Source organism: Acidovorax sp. 1608163, from assembly GCF_003669015.1.
Lineage (GTDB): Bacteria > Pseudomonadota > Gammaproteobacteria > Burkholderiales > Burkholderiaceae_C > Acidovorax.
The window spans coordinates 4,914,433-4,936,521 of sequence record NZ_CP033069.1; the positions used below are offsets into that span (position 1 = coordinate 4,914,433).

The following is a 22,089-nucleotide window of genomic DNA, read 5'->3' on the forward strand; positions in this document are numbered from 1 at the left end:
ACGAACGGACGACATCCCCTACAGCCCTTTGCGTGTGCAAAGGCTGGTTTGTGGGCCGGGGTCAGGGGGAAGTCAGGTGTTGCGCGAAGTGGCAACAAAAGAGGCGAACGCAGGCAGACCCCGGCCGAGCACTAGTAGGCTTAGCGATAGGGTGAACAGGGACAGGCTGCGTTGCATAAGAACCAAAATGTTAGCACAGGCCCCAAACCACCTGTTCAGCCTGCCCCCCATGTGCCTGGGGGGCAGGTGCGGTCTGGACGTGGCGGTGTCAGCGCTTGCCCTGCCTTGCGGTACAGCGGCCACCAGCACAGCACGTAGGCGGCGACGAAGGCTGCGGTGGTGCCCAGCAGGGGGCGCGCGGGCTCGGCCCACACGAAGCGCCAGGCCCAATACAGCTCAGAAAACCCCAACAGCGTGAAGCTGGCAAGCCCTGCCCAGGCCCCTTCCGCCCGCCACGCGCCCACCGACACAAAGGCATGCCCCACCAGCGCACACGCGCCGCCCAACAGGTGCAGCAGTAACGCCAGCACGGGGCGCTGCTGCGCAAAGCCGACCAGGCCGCCCCGCGTGGCCGTTTGGGAAGATGGGGTCAGGACCAGGCTGCCTGCCAGCAGCGCCACCCAGCCCCCTTGCCTGCGTGCGCGCTGCATCCACGGCATGCCGGGCGTGCGCTGCAAGGCCTGCCATTGCCCGGCCAATTGCTCTGCCAGCCTTTGGGCGATGGCGCCTTGCTCCTGGCTGTCGCTGACGGTCTGAACGGCCAGGGCCTGGGCGGCTTGCAGCACCTGGGGCTGCAAGCGTGCGGGCACATGCTGCAGCGCGCTGGCACTGGCGTGCATGGCCACGGCACACACCGCCACGGTGCGCCATGGCGTGGGCACATCGGCCAGCCGCCACCCCGCCTCGCGCACATGGTCGGCGCAGGCCTCTTCGCTCAGCATGGGGGCCGGGATCTGTTCCAGGGTCTTCACGCCCTGGCGCAGCGCAGCGGCGTAGCGTGCGGGGGTCATCAGCCGCTTGGGCACAAAGCACACGGCACTCTCGTCGGCCTGCAGGGCGGCGTCCACCATGGCGTGGGTGATGCGCGCACGGGGCACGTCGGCTAGCGAGCGGGGGTGGCTTTGCAACTGCTGCACCAGCGTGGCCTCGTCCGCGGCCTGCATGTGCTCGCGCGCCAAGGGGGCCAGCCAGGTGGTGTCTTCGTGCGCGTCCCACTCGGCGGTGTAGGGCGATTGCAGCGAAAGCACGGTCGATGCCTCCAGCGCCGCCTGCCGGATGTGTCCCAGTGCCCGGTAGGCGCTGGCCAGCACGTAATGCGCGTGCTGTGGGTAGCGTGCGTTTGGCAGGCCGCGCAGGGCGTCTTCCAGTGCCTGCGCAGGTTGCTGATTCCACAGGTGGGCCCAGGCCCGCTGCACGTGCCAGTGGCTGCCATGGCGGGGCTCGCCCTGCTGGCGGGCACGGGCCACGTCGTTGTCGATCAGCCGGGTGGTCACGTCCACGGCCAGGCCTGGGGGGGCATGGTGGAACACATCGTGCCGGTCCTCCAGCGCGGCCACGCACACCTCGGTGCTGCGCAGGGGCTCGGGGATGTCTTGCAGCGTGAGGCCATTGGCGCGGGCCGATGCCAGGCACAGCGCGGGCGTGAGCAGTGCCAGGGGCACATGGGTGATCAGGCGGCCGTAGTCGTGTTGCACGGCGCGCTGCGCCAGTGCGGGGGTGACTTTGTCAGCAGCGATGTAGCTGATGTTGTAGATGTCGGCCTGCAGCGCGGCGTGCTCCAGCGCATCGGTGCGCAGCCAGTGCGGCACATCGCGCAGCGGGGCGCCGCATTGCACGGCATGCAGGGCCAGGGCCGGGGTCAGCAGGCAGCCCCACAGGTCGTACAGGCTGTTGTGGTCCCACCGGTTGGGGGTGAGGGAGGGGAGCTGGCTGCAGCGCTCGTCGTGCCAGTCCCAGTCGGGGTCTCCGGCATACCGCTCGCGTGCCAGCAGCAGCGCGTCCCGCGTCATGCAGTGCGGTGGAATCTCGCGGGCCTGGGCCAGGCCCTGGCTTACCAGGGCGTGCAGCCGCTCGGCCGTGTGCCATGCGTGCGGGATATCGCCCAGCACCTTGGGGGCTGCGGCCAATGCCTCGTCGACCAGGGCATCGTCCAGCCATGCGGTAGGCACGTGGCCGATGGCGCTGGGGTCTTGCTGCACGGCGCGCTGCCAAGCCTCGCGTGTGGTGGGTGGGCTATTGGTTGGCGGTGTCCCTTCAGCGCTGGGCACAGGGGGGCTGGGTGCAGCCATGGGCCGCCGTGCATCGCGTGCGTGTTGCGCGGCTTGCAGTGCGTCCACACTCGGGGCCGCCATCAGCCACAGCTCCCACCAGGCATCGCCATCGCCTGTGTCGGCCCGGGGGTAAAGGCTGAGCCACAGGGTGTTGGCCTCTGGCACGCACACCAGCTTGTCCGGCGTGTCTGCCACCAGGGGTTGGCGCAGCGGCAGGCTCCAGGCGGCCATGGGGGTGCCACTGTGCTGCCAGGGGGCTGCGTGCTCTGGGTCGGGGTCGGCCGGGCCCCAATGGGCTTGCAAGCGCTCGTGCAGCGCTTGGCGTAGTTGCGCCACGGCGTGGGCCAGCCCTTCGCCCATGAAGGCGTAGGGGCCGTTGTGCTCTTCGCTCAGGTACGCACGGGCTACACGCCGCACGACCACCGTGTGGCGCTGGTCGGCCGCGTGGGGGTCGTTGTCTTCGCCGTCCTCCTCTTCCCCATCGGCGTCGGGCGTGCCGGTGGCGCTGCGCTTCGGCAGGCCCTGGGCCAGCTGGTGCAGCCGCTCTTCGGCGTCGGTGGCCAGGGCCTGGGCGTAGCGGGCTATATCGTCAACGCAGTCGATCTGCTCCAGGTGGTCGTTGGCAGACCGATGGAAAAACGGGCGGGGTGCGCTGCAGTGCGGCAAGTTCGGCAAGGGGCCACTGCACCACAGCGTGTGGCCCTGCGTGTCGCGCAGCGACACCTGTCCCGCTTCGTACTTTGCGCGCCATACCACCTGGCCCTCTTTGTCCATCCAGGCCAAGTGGCCGTCGGTGGTCAAGAACGGCACCAGCGGTGTGTCGGGCAGGGTGTTGGGTATCCAGCCGTCACCGTCGGTCAGGGGCTCGAGCAGGCCCAGCGCTGCGGGCACCCAGCGGCCGCTGGTGTGCAGCAGCCCCCAGGCGCTGGTGGCGGGCTCTGGCCGCTGGGCGGGGCTGGCCAGCCGTGCCACGGCGCATTCGGTTTCGGCGCGAAAGTCGCTGGCGTAGCTCAGCGCGGGGCCCTGCAGCAGCTTGCCGTGGGCATCCACAAAGCGGGTGCCGTCATCGCTGTCTGCCACCAGCCCACAGGCCATGTGGCGGCTGAGGTGGCGCCCGCCTTTGACCACCACCTTGCCCCGGGTGTTCAGGTAGCCGTGGCCGTTGTTCCAGCTGTCCGGCTCGTCGTAGTAGGCCAGCCCTTCGCTGTTGAAGGCCTCGATGCATGGGTAGCAGGGCTTGAGCACCCACTCCCCTTCTGCATCGATCAATCCCCAGGTTTCTCCGTCCACAGAGGCTGCGGTCACCGCATGGTCGTCAAAGGCACGGGCCTGCGCAAAGCGGGCCGCAATCACCCACTGCCCCTGGTGGTCCACATAGCCGCGCAGGCGCTGGTGGCTGCGCGGGTCCCACTGCTCGGCCAGTGCCAGGCCCACGGCTCCAAAGTTGTCCAGTTGGTGAAAGCGGGCTTCGCACGTGAAGCGGCCTTGGCGGTCGATGATGCGCCAGCCCTGCGGCCCCACCTTCACAGCGGCCAGGCCGTTGCGCAGGGGGCGGGCGTCTTCAAACTGCGGCGCAATCACCTCCTGCGCCAGCAGGTCGATGTAGCCCCAGCGCCCGTCGCGGCAAAAGCGGGCCAGTCCATCGTCAGAAAAGCCGCGCGCGTTGTCGAGCGTGGGCGCAATCAGCCATTGGCCCTGCGCATCGATGTAGCCCCAGCGGCCATCCAGGGCCTGCGCCGCGCTGATGAAACCGCCCTGCCCGTTGTCCTCAAACTCCACCACCTGGCGCAGCGCCGGGGTGGGCGCGATGGCCTGGTCGACGTGCACGATAAGCAGCGCGTGTGCCTGCCCGTCCGCCCCCAGCGGTACCTTGGCCAGCCATGGCGTTGCCGGTGCAGTGATTGTCATTGGGTTGTGTTCCTCCGGGCGGCATCGTAGCCACGCCCCCCGGCCCCCGTGGTAACCATTTGCACCCGTAGGCATGAACCCGACAAGCCCAGACTTTTGCCCTGCCCTCAGTGGCTTGGTGAATTAGATAAAAAAGTGCCTCTAGCGCTTGCTAATCAAGCGCTAGCAGCTATCAATCAAATAGCAAACACATCTGCTGCTGGGTGGCCTGTGCCGCCGCGGTGGCTGCCGTGGACCTGGGTTTGGCCTTGGCCTGCCGCTGCAGCCATTGCGGCAGGGCCTTGAGGGCGCAGCGCTGCATGCCTTGCAGCAGCACAAAGTCAGCCGCTGGCAGCTGCCATTGGGTGGTCAGGTCGTGCTGCATGCGCGCCAGCAGCGCGGCGGCCATCTCGGCATCGGCCAGCGCCCGGTGGGCCCGCTGCGCGCGCGGCAGGCCCAGGTGCTGCACCAGCGGCCCCAGCTTGTGGGTGGGCGCCTGGGGGTACAGCCGTCGCGACAGCAGCACCGTGCAGGCAAAGGGCTGCGGCGCGGGTGTGTCGGCCAGGGCCAGCTCGGCCTGCCAGAACTTGCTGTCGAACGACGCGTTGTGCGCCACCATGGGCGCGTCGCCCACAAACCGCACCGCATCGCGCATCACGCTGGCAGCCTCGGGCGCCTCTTGCACCATGGCGTTGGTGATGCCCGTCAGCTCGGTGATGAAGGGCGGTATCCACACACCCGTCTTCATCAGGCTTTGGAACCGGTCCACCACTTTTCCGCCTTCCAGCAACACGATGGCCACCTCGGTGGCACGCGCGCCCTGGCTGGGCGACATACCGGTGGTTTCAAAGTCGATGACGGCGATGGGAGGCATGGGATCTGTGTGGCGCGGAGAGGGCCGCAGGCGTTGCGTGCTTTGGCAGTATCGCCGCTCAGCGGCGGCCCAGCAGCTGCCGAAGCGCACGGGCAATCGCGGTGGGCTTGTCGGCCTTGTCGGCGTCGCCGCCTTCGGGATAGATGGCCTCGCAGCGCTCAGCATGCAAGGTCTCTTTCAGGCCGGGCGCCACGCTGGCGTGCAGTTGCTCACAGTCGCAGCGCAGCCGGGCCTTCACGGTGCGCTTGCGCGCATCGCGCACCTCGGCCACCCAGCACGCATCGCCGCAGCCACAAGAGCGGTAGACCAGTACCTCGCCTGCAGTAGGCCAAGGCAGCGGGTACTCGCCAGTGCCGCCTGCGGCATGGCACGAGAGCACGATGGCACCCCAGGCCCATGCTGTGCATGCTGCGTGGCGGGCGTATCTGGTGTGTCGCGGTTTGGTTGGGGTCGGCATGGAAGGGGCGGTCTGTCGCGGAGAATCACAGGGAAGCGCCAAAGCGCTCCCCCGTCCTTCATTCCAAAGAACCTCCGATTTTCCATGCGAGTTCACCCGTTCGTGGTCCGCCTCCTGCAAAGTGTGTTGCGCATTTCTGCCGCATTGATGGGCGTTTTGGCCGTGCTGGCGTGCGGGGTGCTGGTGATGACCACCATGCCATCGCACTCCTACCGGGGCGCATTGCCCGCCCTGACGCCGCAGGAATCTGTGCTGGCCGACCGCTTGCGTGCCCATGTATCCACCGTTGCCCAACAAGAGCACAACCTGCGCAACCCCGCAGCGTTGGAGGCCGTGGCCACTTATCTGGAACAGCAACTGGCTTTGATGGGCTATGCGGTTGAACGGCAGGAATACACCGTGGCAGGCAAGCCGGTGCGCAACCTGCAGGCGATATTGCCCAGCCGCACGGCCCCAGGCCAGCGCACCGTGGTGGTGGGCGCGCATTACGACTCTGCCCACCACACCCCTGGCGCCAATGACAACGCCACGGGCACTGCCGCCGTGTTGGAGTTGGCCCGCAGCCTGCGCGACATGGGGGACGCCTCTGCCGACATCATGTTTGTGCTCTACACCAACGAAGAGCCACCCTATTTCAAAACCCCTTTGATGGGGAGCCAGGTCCATGTCAAAGCCCTGGCGGCACAAAACACCCGCGTGATCGCCATGTTGTCGTTGGAGACCATGGGCTATTACTCAGACGTAGCGGGTTCGCAAAAGTACCCATGGCCTCTGAGCCTGCTCTACCCCTCAGAGGGCAATTTCATCGCCTTTGTGGGGGCCACGGGCGACCTGGGCCTGGTGCGCACAGTGGTGCGCTCGTTTCGCTCGCACACCTCTTTTCCGTCGGAGGGCATTGCGGCGCCCCGGTTCATCCCCGGTGTGGACTATTCCGACCACGCGGCCTATATCGACGCAGGCTACCCCGCACTGATGGTGACGGACACGGCGCCCTACCGCTACCCGCACTATCACAGCAGCCAAGACACTCCCGACAAGGTCGATTTCGAGCGCCTGGCGCGCGTGGTGTCGGGCGTGGAGCGCGTGGTGACTGAACTGGCCCGGCAGGCGCCATAGCCAGTTGCCCGTGCCGATCTTGGCCCCGGCGCTGTTTACTGCGGTGAATACCTCACCACCCTGACCTCTGCCTGAGTGGGTGTGGTGTTGAAGACCTCGTGCATCCATTGCAAGGCCTGGTCGGCTTGTGCCCCGCCTGTGCCGCCACCAATCACGGGAAATGCCACAGAGGCGAACCGTTGTTGATTGACCACGGCCATGGCAGATTGCACCGATTTCTGGATCGACTGCTGCGAGGCCACCCACCACATGCTGATGCCCGCCACGTGGATGATGCCTTGGTACGGGAGCCGCCCTGCCCCGGTGAGCATGGCGCTGCCCAGCGGCATGGGGCCATGGCGTGCCAGCTCACGAAAAGGCTGATACCCCGCCCGGCGTTTGATGGCTCCGGAAACGCCCTGCGGCACCAGCAACCACCACGGGATGATGTTGCGGTTCCAGGCGTTGACGATGACGTCCACGTCCTGGTTCAGCAAGTCGCCCTGCACCACCCGTACCACGGGCACCTGGGGTGCAGCATCTTGAAGTGGTGGGTGTGCCATCTGCGGCTCAGGCCTTCTTCAAAAACTCCGACTTCAGCAACATGCTGCCCAGGTCGGTTTTGCAGTCCACGTTGTGGCCATCCGCACCATCGACCAGGCGGATGCTTTTGATCTTGGTGCCCTTCTTGAGGGTGGACGACGAGCCCTTGACCTTGAGGTCTTTCACCAGGATCACGGCGTCGCCATCGGCCAGGGGGTTGCCGTTGGCATCGCGCACGATGCCGTCGCCTGCATCTGCGTCGGTGTCTGCTGTGTCGGCCACTTGCGGCCATTCAAAACTGCAGTCGGGGCACACGTAGTTGGTGCCATCGGGGTAGGTGTTTTCCTGGCCGCATTGGGGGCAGGCGGGCACGGTGTGGGGCATGGGCTTCTTTCTGGTTGTAGTGGTGAAAAGGGCTGGCGACTTTACAGCGCTCAGAGTGGCGCGCGTTGTTCCAGCGCAAACGGTGGCAGCCCTTTGAGCAGGCGCTGGCCGTAGCTGGTGCGCGTGAGGCGCTTGTCGTAGCAGTACACATGGGCTTGGTCGTCTTCGGTGCGGATGGCGCGGCCCACCCATTGCGCCAGGCGGATGGCGGTGGCGGGCACCACCAGCTCGCTGAAGGGGTCGCGGCCCACGGCGCGCAGCCATTCGGCGCGGGCCTCGCCCACCGGGTCATCGGGCGGGGCAAAAGGCAGCTTGGTGATGAAGACCGACTCGCACAGGCGCCCGGGCAAATCCAGCCCCTCGCCAAACGACTGCATGCCGAAGATGACCGAGGGCTCGCCGTTCTCCACCCGCTCGCGGTGGCGGCGCAGCAGCTGCGTGCGCGGCAGTGCGTTCTGCACCAGCACCACGCTGCGCATGGCGGTGGGCAATGCGTCCACGGCCTGTCGCATCTGCTCGCGCGAGGTGAACAGCACCAGCGCGCCGTATTCCACCCGGGCAATGTCGTGCAGCAGCGCATCGACCATCTCGGTGGTGAACTGCGCGGCGTTCTTGGGGTCGGCATGGGTCTCGGCGGCAATCAGCGTGCCCTGCGCGGCGTAGTTGAAGGGGCTGGGCACCTCCAGCGTGGTGGTGGCCTCGTCGCCATGCAGGCCCGCCTCGCGCAAAAAGAAGTCAAAGTGCCCGCAACTGGTGAGCGTGGCCGAGGTCAGCACCGCGCCGCGCACCGCGCTCCACAGGTGGTTGCGCAGCGTGGTGCCGGGCAGGATGGGGCTGGCATGCGCCTTGACCACGATGAAGTCGCCATCCACCTCCAGCGTGAACCATTTGGCGGCGGGCACCGCGCCTTCGGGCGCATCCTGCAGCAGCAGTTGCGCGGTGGCGTGCAGCGCTTCCAGGCGCGGGGCCAGCATGCCGATTTGTGCGTACAGCGTGGACAGGCGCTTGGCCTCGTCGGGCTTGTCGCGCATCTCGGCGCGCAAGGCCTTGCTGATGGCGCGCAGGGCGTCGAGGAAGCCCTCGGCGCTGGCGGCCAGCAGGCCCAGCGGCGCAATGAGCTGTTCGGGCAATTCGCCGCGTGGCACGCGCACGCGCGCCGGGCCCCAGGCGCTGGGCTGGCTCTTGAGCTGGGCGCCGTACACCTCCATCACGATGCGCGCCAGGTCCTGCAGCGTCTGCCGCAGCTGGGCCGAGTGCTTGGGGATGTCGGCAATCTCTTCGACCTCCAGCAGCGCGCCAATGCGCAGGCCCCGGCTCGACAGGCGCTCGATCCAGGTGATGCGCGACAGGTCCATGCTGCACGCAAACTGGTCGAGCGCTGTGGCAGGCAGGTGGTGGGCTTCGTCCAGCACCAGCAGGCAGTTGTCCAGCTCGGGCAACACGCGCGCGCCCAGTGACGACAGCAGCAAATCGTGGTTGGCCACGATCACCTGCGCGCCCACCAGCTCCTTGCGTTTGTCGTAGTAGGTGCACTGGCTGAAGGCCGGGCAGTGTTTGCCCGTGCACGAGGCGCCCTCGGCCGCCACGGGGCTCCACACCTCGGGCTCGGGCGGCGTGTCCAGGCTGTCGCGGTCGCCATCCCACGCGCCTTTCGACAGGGTCTGCGCCATCGTCGAATAGAACTGGATGCGCGCCTCGGTCTCGTGCCGGGGGCGCTTGGCGCGGGCGGCGGCTTCTTCTTCGGCAAACAGGTCGTCTTCGCCCTCTTCCTCGGCCTCGCCCGTGCCCGCCAGGCGGTCGAGCTTGAGCTTGCACACATAACGCCCGCGCCCCTTGGCCAGCGCAAACTTGAAGGGCTGCGGCATCAGTGCGGCCAGTGCGGGCAGATCTTTGTTGACCAGTTGCTCTTGCAACGCCACCGTGGCGGTAGAGATCAGCACCCGCGTGCCGCGCGACAGCGCCAGCGCAATGGCGGGCGCGCAATACGCCAGCGACTTGCCAACGCCCGTGCCCGCCTGGATGACGGCGATGGAACGCGTGGGCGCCGCCTCGCCACTTTCTTCATCCACCTTGCCCAGCGTGGCGCTGCTGAAGGTGCGCGCCACCTGCTCGGCCATCAGCCGCTGCCCGGTGCGGCTGCGAAACCCCTCGGTGGCCGACACCACCGCATCAAACGACTGCAGGGCCGCCTGGGCCCATTCTGTAGAAGACATAACCACCTGCTGTAAGGGCGAGAGTGTGGCATGGCCGCTCTGGCCGCCTTGTTTGGCGGTTGCTGAGGCCGTTGGATGGATGGGGGGTGGCTTGGTTTTTTGCTATGTTTTTTATAGCTGCTAGCGCTTTCAAGGTAAGCGCTAGAGGCCATTTCTGCTTCATTGGCGACGGCCGCCCTTTTTCCAAGCGGCTTGCCGAGGCGCCCTGCCCCCCAAAAAGCGCAAAACCCCGAAAAAGCAGTAGCTCACGGAACAGCGCTTTCCTCCGTTGGGTTTTCTGCGCCCGGCCACCGGCCTGTTCGGGTCAGTCCGCAGGACCGTCCAAGGCCATGCAGCCGCCAATCGCCAAAAAATGGCCCTTCTGGCTACTTTTGAACCCCTGTGTTGATTAGTGAAAATTATTAAAAACCCTCATGGAAAAATATGAAAACCTGTTTTCCGAAAATATACAGGTTCTAAAAATTCAATTTCTTATTTCGTTTTTTAGATGAATTTTGATTTTTCTGAACTCATGTTGTTAATTTTTGGATTTTTTATTTTTGGCGAAATCATTGATTTTTTTAATAAAAATCCATGTTCTACCAGTCAATTTTTAGGTGGATATTTTTGTATTTTTTGATGACATTGGATTAGCCGTCTCATGGTTAATGCACAACGCATAAAAATATCCAAATTTCATGAAAATTGATGAATCAAAAATACAAATAAAATTGATGAAGTGCCGAAACGCTTTCAAAAACGCCGTACCTCAGTTTGAAATGAGTTGGGGGTGAATCGATAGGGTTGGGCCTCTGCGGCCGGGTGCGTGGTCGCCGTTTGAGGTAGGCCCATGGTCGGGGGATGTACGGGGGGCTGCCGTGGTCCGCGTGTGTACCCCCTCACCTTGGGCACGCAATCCGAGCAGACATAAAAATGATGATCTATTGTTTGTAAGGATTTTTGAAAGAGTGAGCGCTGGCTTTTTGCTTGTCCACCAGTGGACCAAGATGACCTGCTGTGCGTTGCATTCGCTTTGCAATGGTTTGAGATGCGCGGCTGCTGTGGATTGACCCTGTTGAGACGGTACAGGCTCAGATGTTCCATCTGCCTGTGGGTCACTGTTTCTAATCCAAAATCAATCCGCTGATTTGGTATTGGATATTTTTATAAAATCTGAATTTGAGAGAGGTTGTCTCATGTATTCAGTCGTTTTGTAAAATATTTCTTTATAGAATTTGAAAATAGCAGGGCTCACCTTAAACACAGTCTTTGAAAATCCCTAAAGCCGATTTGCGGATCAACCCGCAAATCAGCGTGGCGGTATCCCTCTTACGATGAATACACCGCCCATCACAAAAATCGGTGGATTCTCCCTGCGCTGCCGCGTGCCGGGCATGGGCTGGGCTGCCCGCGTGGGTTTGCGTGGCGCTGAGCTCCTATCATGGCCACTGCAGGCTTCCTGACAGTCCAGCCCGTGCAAGCGCCTGCCCATCGACGAGGGAACATGGAATACACGACGCGATTCACCTTGGTTTGCCATCACATCGACGATGCCGATGCGCTGCATGCAGCGTTCAGCGCCCCGCCTGGCGAGGCGTTGGAGGACTCCATCAAGGCCTTCTTTGCCGCCCGCAAGGTGGCTATCTATCCGCCGGATGGCATGGGGTTCGACCATTGCGAGCGCGCTGGCCTGGTGATCGATGCGGCCTTCACCTCGGGCTCCACGCATGCCGACGAGTTCATTGGGCCGTTGTCGAGGGTGTGCCATGCGCTGCATGCCGACCTGCGGGACGACGAAATTGCGCGCACCATGGAATACGGCTTTGTGCACGGCAAGAAGAAGCCGCCTGCCGATGTGATGGCCCTTATGAAGACCTTGGCCCCTGTGGCGCAACTGGGGCGCGTGGGCCGCACCATTGCCGCAACGGACCGCGCAGAAAACGACCCCAGCGATGCGCTGACCGTGGCCATCGGCCTTGCCAAGAACGCCGCCACCGTGCAGGCCCTGCTGGAAAAGGGGGCCGACCCCAACAGCATGCTGCCGTCTGGCACCTCGTGCCTGAACCGGGCGGTGACCAAGAAGAACGCCAAGATCGTCCAGCTGCTGTTGCAGCATGGTGCCGACCCCAACCTGTTGCACCGGGGCTATCCCAACCTGTATGAAGCCTGCCGTTTTTCGGCGCCCAAGATCGTGGATCTGCTGCTGCAGTACGGGGCGGACCCGAATGTGCGCAACAAAGACTTTTCAGAGCACAGCTACCCCATCGAGATCGCCATTTACTACCACCAGTCCAAGGCCGTGCGGTCGCTGTTGGCCAAGGGGGCCAAGACCACGGGCATGCCCAAGATGGGCAACCTGCTGGACTTGAACGCCGGGTATTTCCACGACAACCACAGTGGCCACCTGCTGGAAAAGCAGGCCATCTTTGAACTGTTGGTGCAAGACCCCGTGCACCAGGCCGACTTGGTGCAGCGGCGCGAGCACCTGGTAGGGCTGCTGCACAAAGGCTTTGAACCCATGGACAAGACGCCCAAGGACCGCGCGGACTTTGACGCCCTGCTGGCCTACATGGCCACGGTGTGATGGCCGGAATGAGCACGGAGCCTGCCCAGGGGCGTTTACCGGGGCGCACCCTGGCTTCGACGGGCGCAGCCTGAACGCATTTCGTTCGCCGATCGACAGGGTGCTGAGCCCCTGCGCTTTACCCCCGCTCGCGCAGTGCCCGCTCGATGCGGTCCCGCCGCACCGTTGTTTTGGGCACGTTGAAGGGGAACCAGCTGCGCACGTCTTCTTCCAGCCCGATGCCGTGCATGTAGTTGTAGATGGCCTTTTTGAGCGCGCTGCCCAGCGCGTCGTGGTCTACGCCCGTGGGGTCGATAAAGGCCACATCGTTCTTGGCAAAGTCGCCTGGTGGCAGCGGTGCCAGGGTCACGCCGTATTCCTCGGGGTTCTTGCCCACGGGTGAGTGCACGGTGCAGGCAAAGCGGTGAAAGAAGCCGCTTTGGATGCAGCCATTGGCAAACAACTGCCGCACGTACTCGAGCGCGTCCACCGTGTCCTGTACCGTCTGCGTCGGAAAGCCGTACATCAGGTACGCATGCACCAGGATGCCTGCATCGCTGAACGCCTTGGTCACGCGGGCCACCTGGTCTACCGACACGCCTTTTTTCATGAGCTGCAGCAGCCGGTCCGAAGCCACTTCGAGCCCGCCCGAGATCGCGATGCAGCCGCTGTCGGCCAGCAGCTCAGCGAGGTCAGGGGTGAAGGTTTTTTCAAACCGCACATTGCCCCACCAGCTGATGCCCGCGTTGCGCTCAATCAGCTCGGTGGCCAGCGCTTTGAGCGCCTTGGGGGGTGCGGCCTCGTCCACAAAGTGAAAGCCCGTCTGCCCCGTCTCGCGCACGATCTGTTCGATGCGGTCGGCCAGCACCCCAGCACTCGCGCCCTCGTAGCGGCTGATGTAGTCCAGGCTCACATCGCAAAAGCTGCACTTCTTCCAGTAGCAGCCGTGCGCCACGGTCAGCTTGTTCCAGCGCCCGTCGCTCCACAGGCGGTGCATAGGGTTGAGCATGTCCAGGAGCGACAGATAGCGGTCCAGCGGCAGGCCGTCCCAGGTGGGGGTGCCCACCTCGGCAAACGCGATATCGGCTTCCATCATGTTGATGTACTGCACCGCCCCGTCTTCGCTGCGCACAAAGGTGCGCACCAGCCGCTGGCGCCCGCGCTCGCCGCGCAGGTGTTCCAGCAGCGCCAGCAGCGGGCGTTCGCCCGCGTCCAGCGTCACGTAGTCAAAGTGGTCAAACACGCGCGGGTCGGCCAGCTCGCGCAGTTCGGTGTTCACAAAGCCACCGCCCAGCAAGGTGGCAATGTGCGGGTGCCGCGCCTTGATGGCCTGCGCAATGCGAAACGCCGCATACACCGAGCCGGGGAAGGGCACCGACAGCAGCACCACGGTGGGCTGGTGGCGCGCGATGGCCTCGTGCGTGAGCTGCTCCAGCAACTCGTCCACCAGCGTGGGCGAGACCTGGGCTTTGGCCAGTGCCTGGGCCAGCGGGTCAAACGTGGGCTGGCTACCCGCCAGCGATTCGGCATAGCGCACAAATTCAAAGCGCTCGTCCACCGCGTCGCGCAGCACGTCGGCCAGATCGTTCAAATACAGCGTGGCCAGGTGCTTGGCCTTGTCCGTCAGCCCCAGTGCGCCAAAGGCCCAGCCCAGCGGGTCGCCACCGTCGTCGTCCACATACACATCCAGCGTGGCAAAGCGTGGCCCCTCGGGCAAAAAGTGCCGGCCCACGATGCGGTGCGCCAGGGTGCTGTCGCGCCCTTGCAGGAAGGCAATCGCCGGGCCGATGGTGGCGAGGTAGCGGTCTTGCTGTGCGGCAAAGGACTGCACGGCGGGGCTGCGCTGCTTGGCGGGCAGGGCTTGTACGCGCGCCGCCACATCCTGCAGGCCCTCTGGCGACAGCAGCCGCAGGACCAACGCCAGCGCCAGGTCTTCCTGGAACGCAGTGATGCCGCGCGAGCGAAGAAAGCCCGTGAGGTACGCGGTGGAGGGATAAGGCGTGTTCAGCTGCGTCATCGGCGGGATGACGGCAAGCACGCGGCACGGGGAAGAGGCCATGGAATCTCGGGGGTGGTATGCCCCGATTATCCCGGGCCCCCGGTTCTGCGCCGGGTGTGTGGCTACTATCGCCTGCGAGGGGCCGTTGCCAGGGTCAGCTGTGGGGGGCGGTCCCGCTGCGTGCTTGGGCCAAGGCAGCCTGGGCCTGGCGGCGTGCGTGCTTGACCTTGTACATGGTCTGGTCGGCCGTGCGCAGGGCGTCTTCGGTCTCTCGGTGCTGGTCGGGTGTAATGGTGGTCACGCCCACGCTGGCACCGGCGTAGTCCAGGGCTACGCCCGGCAGCGCAAAGTGACCCTGGGTGGCCTGGGTGATGCGCTGGCTGAGTACATCCTGGGCAGACTGCGCGACCTCGCCCGCATGGGCGCTCAGGCTGATCACCACAAATTCGTCGCCGCCCAGGCGGGCGGCCAGGTCCTCGGCGCGTAGCACGCCCCGCAGGCGCTGGGCAATGGCCACCAGGAACTGGTCGCCCACCGCGTGGCCGTGGGTGTCGTTGATCGCCTTGAATCCGTCCAGGTCGATGAACGCGATCTGCACACCCATCTTGCGCCGCAGCCCCTGCGCCAGCATGCGCTCCAGCGCCTCCATGAGGGCGCGGCGGTTGGGCAGCCCCGTGAGCGGATCGGTGGCGGCCACGGTGGCCAGCTGCTCGTTGGCGGACAGTAGCTTCTGGATCAGCCGTTCGCGCTCCACCTGCTGGCCGATGAGGTACGCGAACAGGGTGAGGATGCGTTCGGCCTCGGGCGTGCGCGGGCGGGTATGGGTGCTGGCCGCGCACAGCGTGCCGTACAGCGCGCCGTCGCCCATGCGCACGGGTTTGCTCGCATAGGTGCGGATGCCCAGATCGCGTGCGGCTCCCGAATCGCCCCAGCAGGCGGGCACATCGTCGGTGAAGGTGCGGCCCTCTTCCAATGCGCGCTTGCACAGCGTTTCGTTCCACGGCACCACGAGTCCCTCGGGGATCTGCATGGCGCTGGAGTTGCGGGCATACAGCACATGCTGCACCCCCTGTGCCTCGTCGATGGAGGTGAGGTAGGTGGATTCCAGCCCCGTCAGCGCCTCCAGCATTTCCAGCAGCGGGCGTGTCAGCTCCTCGACGGACCGGGCCGCAGAGACGGATTCGGAGAGTTGCTCAAGAATTTCGCTCATACGCCGGAAATTATGGCCGGGGCCGTGGCGCGTGCGGCAGCGCCGGGCTCAAATACCGGGCGTTGGTGGGGCCAGGTAGTTGTTCTTCACCCGCACATAGTGCTCGGCCGAATACTTGAGGTAGGCAATCTCGGCGTCGGTCAGCGCCCGCTGGCGCACCGCCGGGCGGCCGATGTAGAGGTAGCCGCTTTCCAGCACCTTGCCGGGCGAGACCAGGCTGCCAGCGCCCAGCATCACGCGGTCTTCGATCACGGCGTCGTCCATCACGATGGAGCCCATGCCGATCAGGCATTCGTTGCCAATGCGGCAGCCGTGCAGGATGACCGAGTGGCCCACGGTGACGTAGTCGCCAATCACCAGTGGCGATCCTTCGGGTTTGCTGGCATTGCGGTGCGAGACATGGCCCATGGTCAGGTCTTGCACGTTGCTGCAGCGGCCCACGGTGATGCGGTTCACATCGCCGCGCAGCACGGCGTTGCACCACACCGAGCTGTCGTCGCCCAGTTGCACATCGCCAATCACTTGCGCACTGGCGTGGATGAAAACACCCGTGCCGAGAACGGGGGCGCTATCGAGGTAAGGGGACGTGGGCATGACTGGGCGCGGCTAAGGTGGAATGGGTCGAAGTGTTCCTGCGTCTGCCGCAGGGGCTTGGGGGGCGACCATCATCCCATGACCGCAAGACTGTGATGATGGGAGGGTGCCATGCTGGGCTGCTGCGCCACAAGCCATCGTGGCCCAACCGCCAAATAGGGTGCACGGCGGACCGCCCCAGTGCGCGGACGTTCAGCCAACCGCTGGCAGCACTGTGTGGCCTGCGGCGGCCAGCAGCGCGCAGGCGCGCTCGCTGTCCGTCCTGGAGACCAGCAGGTGGTCCCCGTCGAACGTGGAGACGATGAAGATGCCGATGCCGTTCTCCGACAGTGGGCGGATCACCGACAGAACGATGCCTGTTTCGCCAAAGGCGAAGGGGCCTACAAAGCGGAATGCCACCCAGTCCCGGTCAGCCTGCACGCCATCGGGGACACGCGCCTGCAGGCAGGTGATGGACAGCTCCTCGCTGCTGCGGGAGATGGAAACGAACCCTTCACCATCGGCCCATGGCGGTATGGCCGCTTGGGGTGCGAGGCGGGCGATGGCGTAGAGCGAAGGCAAGGCTTGGAGCGTGATGCTGCGTGCGCTGGTCGATGAAGATGCGATGGCGGGTGTGGGCGTCATAGGTAGGCGGATAAAACGATCCCCAAATTGTGGACGGCGCGCGGCAAATGTTCACCAAAGTTTGGAAAATCTCGATTTGGCTGAGAATTTCTTAACTTTGAACGCTAAAGCTCCTATGGCACTCGATTCCAAACAATGTGAGGCATTCCTGGCCGTGGCGGAGGCGGGTAGTTTTGAGCAGGCTGCTGCGGCGCTGCACATCACGCCTTCGGCAGTGTCTTTGCGCGTGCGGGGCCTGGAGGAGCGGCTTGGCCAGCCACTGATCGTGCGCGGCCGGCCCAGCCGTGCCACCCATGTGGGGCGGCAGCTTTTGCAGCACCTGCAACGCGCCCGTGTGATGGAACATGACCTGCTGGCGGGGATCATGGGCAGTGAGGGGGGCGGAGATGCTTTTTTTCCCATCACACTTGCAGTCAACGCTGACTCGCTCGCTACCTGGTTGCTGCCGACGCTGTCGGCCGTGGTGCAGCGTGAGCGCATTGCCATCGAGCTTTTGGTGGATGACCAAGAGCACACGCATGCGCTGCTGGAGACGGGGGTGACCCATGCCTGCGTATCGGCCCAGCCGCATGCCATGCGTGGATGCATGGCCGAGCCATTGGGGCGCATGCGCTACCGGCTGGTGGCCACGCCCGCGTTTGCCGCGCAGTGGTTCGGCCCACGTGGGATCACGCGGACCTCGGCGCGCCGGGCACCCGCTGTGGTGTTCAATCGCAAGGACTCGCTGCACGCCAATGCGTTGCTCAATGCGTTTGGCCTGCAGGGTAACGCCTATGTGAGCCACTACGTGCCTGCATCCGAGGCCTTTGTTGCGGCGATCCGGTTGGGGCTGGGCTACGGGATGGTGCCTGAGCTGCAGATCGGAGATGCCATTGAGCGCGGGGAGCTGGTGGATGTCATGCCCGAAGCCGCGACAGAGGTTGCCCTGTACTGGCATGGCTGGGCGCAGCAGCCGCCGCGACTGGAGCGCCTTGCTCAGCGGGTGATGCAGGCCGCCCGGCAACTGCTCTAGGGATCCTCTGCACAAATCACCGCGCCGTGTGCATCTGCGGCCTCGGGCGGTCTGCCGCGTTGCAAATGCTCGCAATAGCTACGGCTATTGCTGCGCTTTGCGCCTTGCAGCCCATCCCGATCCACAGTGCACACTTGCCGCTCGATTCGTGCAGAGGATCCCTAGCTGGCCCGCAGGCGGTGGTTCAGGCCCTGGCGTTCGGTGCCGGTGGGGCATACAGCCCCAAAAACATGTCCACCGCATCGCCCATCACCTGAGTCTGCTGGGCGGGTGTGAGGGGCGGCTGGCCCATGGCCAGCTGGGGCCAGAAGGCAAAGGCCTTGATCATGCCCTGCAGCAAGTTGGCGGCGTAGGCCACATCCATACCGGGGCGCAGGCGCCTATCTTGCTGGGCGGCGCGCAGCCAGCGCGGCAGGCCTTCTTCTTTGGCCGAGAGCTTGGTGGCGATGGCGCGTGCGCGCTCGGGCGTGTGCATCATGTCGGCCATGGCCACGCGGCTGAGGTCAATGAAGCTGGCGTCGTCCAGCAGGCGCATCTTGTGGCCCAGCAACTCCAGCAGCTGGCCCCGCAGCGGCTGGTGGGGGTTGTAGACCAGTTCCTCGGGCGAGCGGCTGCGCTCCCACATCAGCATCAGGATGGCCTCGAACAGGTCTTCCTTGCTGGGGAAGTGGTTGTACACCGTGCGTTTGGAGACCTCGGCCGCTGCGGCCACGCGGTCCATGCTGGTGCCGTTGAAGCCGTGCTGGCGAAACTCCTCAATAGCGGCTTGCACGATGGCATCGCGCTTGCGGTCCGTCAGGCGGGTGGGGGAAGGCTGGGCACTCATGGGGAAATTTTACACCGTGCAGTTTACTTTTCTTAAAACTAAACTACACTGTGCAGTGCACATTTGCAAAACCACCGGAATTTGCCCATGCCCCGCCGTCTTTCCCGGGTCTGGACCATTGCCACAGTCTTGATCGGAGCCCTTGCCATGGCCGTTGTCACGTCGTCCTGCACCACCTTCCCTGCCACCACGCACACCGAAAACGCGCTGCAAGAGGGCGGCAAGTACCGCAATGCCAAGCCGCGCCAGTCGCTGGGGGCGGCCAAGACAGCCAAGGTGCTGTGGAACTTTGCGACGGGCAAAGACGCCGACACCGTGCCCCGCGCGCCCATCCCCGTGCACCCGGTGCTGCGCACCGACCTGCTGGCCGCGCCCGATGGCAGCCTGTGGCGCCTGGGGCACTCCACCATGCTGCTCAAGTTGCAGGGCCAGTTCTGGTTGACAGACCCGGTGTTTTCCGAGCGTGCCTCGCCCTTCCAGTTCATGGGCCCCAAGCGCTTTCACGCCCCGCCCATCAGCATTGACGAGCTGCCTCCCATCGAAGGCGTGGTGCTGTCGCACGACCATTACGACCACCTGGACTACAGCGCCATCCAGAAGTTGGCACCCAAGGTGGCGCACTTCATCACCCCGCTGGGCGTGGGCGACCGGCTCATCGGCTGGGGCGTGCCTGCGGCCAAGGTGCAGCAGCTCGATTGGTGGCAGAGCACCACCGTAGGCGCGCTGGAGCTGACGGCCACACCCGCCCAGCATTTCTCAGGCCGTGGCCTGACGGACAGCGACCGCACGCTGTGGGCATCGTGGGTGCTGCGCGTGGTGGGGTCGGGCGATGGGGGTGAATCCACATCCAACGGCTTGCGCGTGTTTTTCAGCGGCGACTCCGGTTACTTCGACGGCTTCAAAGCCATTGGCGAGCGCTTTGGCCCGTTTGATTTGACGATGGTGGAAACCGGGGCCTACAACAAGGACTGGCCCGACGTGCACATGCAGCCCGAAGAAAGCCTGCAGGCCCACCTGGACCTGAAGGGCCGCTACCTCATGCCCATCCACAACGGCACGTTCGACCTGTCGCTGCACCCCTGGACCGAGCCCTTCGAGCGCATCACCGCCCTGGCCGAAGCCGCCCAGGTGCCCCTGGTGGCGCCGGTGATGGGCGAGCGCATTGACCTGCGCCAACCGGCCTTGTCTCGCCACTGGTGGCGCAGCGTGCAGGCCACGCAGCCCAGCGCAGCGCAGGCCCCAGCGCTGGTGGCCCCGGCGTCTGGAGTCTAGGGATGTCCTGCATAACTCCCTGCGGTCTGTGATAGCGCGGCCTCGGGCAGTCCGCTGCGTTGCTTTTCTTGCCAATAGCCCGGCTATTGGCTGCGAAAAGACGCCTTGCGGCCTATCCCGATCCGCACTATCACCGACTCGCGAGGGTTATGCAGGACATCCCTAGGGGCTCATCAAAGCGCGTATCCGGCTGGGTGGTTTTGCAGGCGTCTTTTGAACAGGCGCTGAGACTACCGCCCTGCCAGCGCCCCCACCACACGCGCCGCCGTGCGGATTTCTTCGTCCCCATAGCCCGCGTAGCCCAGCAGCCAGCCGCGCCGGGGCGAGTTGATGGCGTAGCGCGAGAGCGGGGCCAGCATCACGCCCGCAGCCTGGGCGCTGCGGGCCAGGGGCTCGTCATCGCTGCCTGTGGGCGCTTCGTGCAGCAGGTGCATGCCCCGGTCGCACGGGGGCAGTTGCCAGTGGCCGCCGCTGGTTTCGGCCAGGGTGTCAATCAGCAGCTGCTGGCGGTGCAGGTACAGCTCGCGCATGCGGCGCAGGTGGCGCAGCAGGTGCCCTTCGGCAATGAAGCGGGCCAGCACGGCCTGCGTGTCGCCCGGCGCGTGCCGGTCGGTGATGGCGCGGGCCATGGCAAACGCCTCGACCAGCGCGGGCGGCACCACCACAAAGCCCAGGCGCAGGCCCGGGTGCAGGGTTTTAGAAAACGTGCCCACGTACAGCACCTGCTCCGACCCCGGCAGGCTGCACAGCGCAGGCACGCGCTGGGCGGCGTTGCCGTATTGGAACTCGCCGTCGTAGTCGTCTTCCACCACCCAGGCATCGTGCTTGCGCGCCCATTGCAACAGGGCCTGGCGGCGCGGCAAATCCATGCGCACGCCGGTGGGGAACTGGTGCGTGGGCGTGACCACCGCCATGCGTGCGGCAGGCCACTGCGCAGCGCCCTGCGCAATGCACAGGCCGCTGGCATCCAGCGGCACGGGCCGTGCCAGGGCGCCGTGGCCCAGCAGGCTGGCGCGAATGCCGGGGTAGCCGGGGTCTTCCACCAGCACCTCGTCGCCCACGTCCAGCAGCAGGCGCGCAATCAAATCAATGCCCTGCTGTGAGCCCGAGCACACCACCACCTGCGCCGCATCGCACCGAATGCCGCGCGACGCCCACAGCCACTGCGCCACGGCCTGGCGCAGGTCAGGGTCGCCCGCCGGGTCCAGGTAGTGGGCGCGGGCGGCGCGCTGGGCCTGGCTGGCCTGGCGCGCCAGGCGGTCCCACACGGCAAACGGAAAGCTGGCCACCTCGGGCGCGCCAATGCGAAACGCCCTGGCGGCCACCAGCGGCGGGCGCCAGCGTGCCGCCGTGTCGGCCACCAGCTGCCCGCGCCGCGACAGGCCCCGGGGTGGCGCCACCAACGCCGGTGCATGCAGTGGTGCACTGGAAGGCGCACCGGCACCGTGCTTGGCCAGGGCCTGCGCCACATAGGTGCCATCGCCCACGCGGGCTTCGACATAGCCCTCAGCCAGCAGGCGCTGCACGGCCCACAGCACCGTGTTGCGCGACACCCCCAGCAGCCCCGCATGCGCACGCGAAGGCGGTAGCCGCATGCCCGCAGGCCAGCGGCCCTGTTCAATGGCGCTGCGCAGCTGCGCATACACCTGCTGGCGCAAGGTGGCCGACGAGGGCACAGCACTGGGCGCTGGATTGGCTCTGGCAACGGACACGAATTGGCTCCTTGTGAATGCGCCATGGCGCCTAAACTGAAGAACCATTGTAAAAACCCTCGCCGGAACTTCACCCATGGCTGCACCGCACACCGCCACCGTCGTCTGGACCCGTGGCACCGATGACTTTCTGGACAAGCGCTACCACCGCAGCCACCAGTGGCAGTTTGATGGCGGCGCCACCGTAGCGGCATCATCGTCGCCGCATGTGGTGCCCCTGCCCTACTCAGACGCTGCAGCGGTGGACCCCGAAGAGGCCTACATCGCCGCCCTGGCCAGCTGCCACATGCTGTGGTTCTTGGACATTGCCAGCCGCGCGGGCTGGCGCGTGAACCGCTACACCGACGCCGCCGCAGGAACCATGGCCAAAGATGCCGAAGGCCGCCTGGTGGTGAGCCACGTGCAATTGCACCCTGTCACGGTGTTTGACGCTGCCCATGCGCCCACCGCCGCCGTGCTGGCCGACTTGCACCACCAGGCGCATGCGGCCTGCTTTCTGGCCAACTCGGTCAAGACGCAGATCGACTGCGCCCCGGTGCTGGGAGTAGAAGCCGCTACAACGCAAGGAGCCTGAC

General features: G+C 65.3%; 17 protein-coding genes. 5 read left to right on the top strand and 12 right to left on the bottom strand.

From position 1 onward, the window contains the following. Window positions 1-215: 215 nt before the first annotated feature. From EAG14_RS21980 to EAG14_RS21990, 3 genes are all read right to left on the bottom strand, one after another. Window positions 216-4,178 (bottom strand): WG repeat-containing protein, encoded by a 3,963-nt coding sequence (locus EAG14_RS21980; protein ID WP_121730146.1) that lies wholly within the window; start codon window positions 4,176-4,178, stop codon window positions 216-218. Between the two features lie 172 nt (window positions 4,179-4,350). Next, window positions 4,351-5,031, bottom strand: coding sequence for a PolC-type DNA polymerase III (locus tag EAG14_RS21985; protein WP_121730147.1), 681 nt, complete (start codon window positions 5,029-5,031; stop codon window positions 4,351-4,353). A 58-nt stretch (window positions 5,032-5,089) separates the two neighbouring features. Then, window positions 5,090-5,410, bottom strand: a complete 321-nt coding sequence (locus EAG14_RS21990; protein ID WP_121730148.1) for a hypothetical protein — start codon at window positions 5,408-5,410, stop codon at window positions 5,090-5,092. Between the two features lie 204 nt (window positions 5,411-5,614). On the opposite strand from EAG14_RS21990, the gene EAG14_RS21995 reads away from it, so the two are divergent. Further along, a complete protein-coding gene (locus EAG14_RS21995; RefSeq protein ID WP_205603460.1) occupies window positions 5,615-6,604 on the top strand; it encodes a M28 family peptidase in 990 nt (329 codons plus the stop codon). Window positions 6,605-6,639: 35 nt separating this feature from the next. Here the strand turns inward: EAG14_RS21995 and EAG14_RS22000 are convergent, their stop codons facing one another. From EAG14_RS22000 to dinG, 3 genes are read right to left on the bottom strand one after another with little or no spacing between them, the layout of a single operon-like run. Beyond that, the gene (locus tag EAG14_RS22000; protein WP_205603462.1) at window positions 6,640-7,146 is read right to left on the bottom strand and encodes a macro domain-containing protein; all 507 of its coding nucleotides are present in this window, start codon (window positions 7,144-7,146) and stop codon (window positions 6,640-6,642) included. A gap of 7 nt (window positions 7,147-7,153) precedes the next feature. Beyond that, complete coding sequence (locus tag EAG14_RS22005; protein WP_099742552.1) at window positions 7,154-7,510, bottom strand: zinc ribbon domain-containing protein YjdM; 357 nt, start codon at window positions 7,508-7,510, stop codon at window positions 7,154-7,156. 50 nt (window positions 7,511-7,560) lie between these two features. After that, complete coding sequence (dinG, locus tag EAG14_RS22010; protein ID WP_121730149.1) at window positions 7,561-9,723, bottom strand: ATP-dependent DNA helicase DinG; 2,163 nt, start codon at window positions 9,721-9,723, stop codon at window positions 7,561-7,563. Window positions 9,724-11,206: 1,483 nt separating this feature from the next. Here dinG and EAG14_RS22015 point away from each other — a divergent pair. Beyond that, window positions 11,207-12,286, top strand: a complete 1,080-nt coding sequence (locus EAG14_RS22015) for an ankyrin repeat domain-containing protein (RefSeq protein ID WP_162996069.1) — start codon at window positions 11,207-11,209, stop codon at window positions 12,284-12,286. A gap of 118 nt (window positions 12,287-12,404) precedes the next feature. Here the strand turns inward: EAG14_RS22015 and EAG14_RS22020 are convergent, their stop codons facing one another. The 4 genes from EAG14_RS22020 to EAG14_RS22035 form a co-directional block, all read right to left on the bottom strand. Then, window positions 12,405-14,324, bottom strand: a complete 1,920-nt coding sequence (locus EAG14_RS22020; protein ID WP_205603471.1) for a radical SAM protein — start codon at window positions 14,322-14,324, stop codon at window positions 12,405-12,407. Window positions 14,325-14,418: 94 nt separating this feature from the next. Further along, a complete protein-coding gene (locus EAG14_RS22025; RefSeq protein ID WP_121730152.1) occupies window positions 14,419-15,474 on the bottom strand; it encodes a sensor domain-containing diguanylate cyclase in 1,056 nt (351 codons plus the stop codon). 48 nt (window positions 15,475-15,522) lie between these two features. Beyond that, the gene (locus EAG14_RS22030; RefSeq protein WP_121730153.1) at window positions 15,523-16,068 is read right to left on the bottom strand and encodes a gamma carbonic anhydrase family protein; all 546 of its coding nucleotides are present in this window, start codon (window positions 16,066-16,068) and stop codon (window positions 15,523-15,525) included. A 192-nt stretch (window positions 16,069-16,260) separates the two neighbouring features. Continuing rightward, window positions 16,261-16,692, bottom strand: coding sequence for an ACT domain-containing protein (locus EAG14_RS22035; RefSeq protein WP_121730154.1), 432 nt, complete (start codon window positions 16,690-16,692; stop codon window positions 16,261-16,263). 115 nt (window positions 16,693-16,807) lie between these two features. Here EAG14_RS22035 and argP point away from each other — a divergent pair, with 115 nt between their 5' ends. Further along, window positions 16,808-17,704: an HTH-type transcriptional regulator ArgP gene (gene argP, locus EAG14_RS22040; RefSeq protein WP_121730155.1), complete on the top strand. Its 897-nt coding sequence runs from the start codon at window positions 16,808-16,810 to the stop codon at window positions 17,702-17,704. Between the two features lie 184 nt (window positions 17,705-17,888). Here the strand turns inward: argP and EAG14_RS22045 are convergent, their stop codons facing one another. Continuing rightward, window positions 17,889-18,530 (bottom strand): TetR/AcrR family transcriptional regulator, encoded by a 642-nt coding sequence (locus EAG14_RS22045; RefSeq protein WP_121730156.1) that lies wholly within the window; start codon window positions 18,528-18,530, stop codon window positions 17,889-17,891. A gap of 147 nt (window positions 18,531-18,677) precedes the next feature. On the opposite strand from EAG14_RS22045, the gene EAG14_RS22050 reads away from it, so the two are divergent. Further along, on the top strand, window positions 18,678-19,802 hold the full coding sequence (locus EAG14_RS22050; RefSeq protein WP_240456881.1) for an MBL fold metallo-hydrolase: 1,125 nt from the start codon (window positions 18,678-18,680) through the stop codon (window positions 19,800-19,802). A gap of 230 nt (window positions 19,803-20,032) precedes the next feature. On the opposite strand, the gene EAG14_RS22055 is transcribed toward EAG14_RS22050, so the two are convergent. Then, on the bottom strand, window positions 20,033-21,514 hold the full coding sequence (locus EAG14_RS22055; RefSeq protein ID WP_240456882.1) for a PLP-dependent aminotransferase family protein: 1,482 nt from the start codon (window positions 21,512-21,514) through the stop codon (window positions 20,033-20,035). A 76-nt stretch (window positions 21,515-21,590) separates the two neighbouring features. Between EAG14_RS22055 and EAG14_RS22060 the strand changes: the two genes are divergently transcribed. Next, window positions 21,591-22,088: an OsmC family protein gene (locus EAG14_RS22060; RefSeq protein ID WP_121730159.1), complete on the top strand. Its 498-nt coding sequence runs from the start codon at window positions 21,591-21,593 to the stop codon at window positions 22,086-22,088. The last annotated feature ends 1 nt before the right edge of the window (window position 22,089 follow it).

Excerpts from the sequence above, each read along its gene's own strand:
- dinG (WP_121730149.1), bottom strand. The coding sequence starts at position 9,723 with ATGTCTTCTACAGAATGGGCCCAGGCGGCCCTGCAGTCGTTTGATGCG.
- EAG14_RS22015 (WP_162996069.1), top strand. The coding sequence starts at position 11,207 with ATGGAATACACGACGCGATTCACCTTGGTTTGCCATCACATCGACGAT.
- EAG14_RS21985 (WP_121730147.1), bottom strand. The coding sequence starts at position 5,031 with ATGCCTCCCATCGCCGTCATCGACTTTGAAACCACCGGTATGTCGCCC.
- EAG14_RS21980 (WP_121730146.1), bottom strand. The coding sequence starts at position 4,178 with ATGACAATCACTGCACCGGCAACGCCATGGCTGGCCAAGGTACCGCTG.
- EAG14_RS22060 (WP_121730159.1), top strand. The coding sequence starts at position 21,591 with ATGGCTGCACCGCACACCGCCACCGTCGTCTGGACCCGTGGCACCGAT.
- EAG14_RS22005 (WP_099742552.1), bottom strand. The coding sequence starts at position 7,510 with ATGCCCCACACCGTGCCCGCCTGCCCCCAATGCGGCCAGGAAAACACC.
- EAG14_RS22030 (WP_121730153.1), bottom strand. The coding sequence starts at position 16,068 with ATGCCCACGTCCCCTTACCTCGATAGCGCCCCCGTTCTCGGCACGGGT.
- EAG14_RS22025 (WP_121730152.1), bottom strand. The coding sequence starts at position 15,474 with ATGAGCGAAATTCTTGAGCAACTCTCCGAATCCGTCTCTGCGGCCCGG.
- EAG14_RS22050 (WP_240456881.1), top strand. The coding sequence starts at position 18,678 with ATGGCCGTTGTCACGTCGTCCTGCACCACCTTCCCTGCCACCACGCAC.
- EAG14_RS22045 (WP_121730156.1), bottom strand. The coding sequence starts at position 18,530 with ATGAGTGCCCAGCCTTCCCCCACCCGCCTGACGGACCGCAAGCGCGAT.
- EAG14_RS22035 (WP_121730154.1), bottom strand. The coding sequence starts at position 16,692 with ATGACGCCCACACCCGCCATCGCATCTTCATCGACCAGCGCACGCAGC.
- EAG14_RS22000 (WP_205603462.1), bottom strand. The coding sequence starts at position 7,146 with ATGGCACACCCACCACTTCAAGATGCTGCACCCCAGGTGCCCGTGGTA.
- EAG14_RS22020 (WP_205603471.1), bottom strand. The coding sequence starts at position 14,324 with ATGGCCTCTTCCCCGTGCCGCGTGCTTGCCGTCATCCCGCCGATGACG.
- argP (WP_121730155.1), top strand. The coding sequence starts at position 16,808 with ATGGCACTCGATTCCAAACAATGTGAGGCATTCCTGGCCGTGGCGGAG.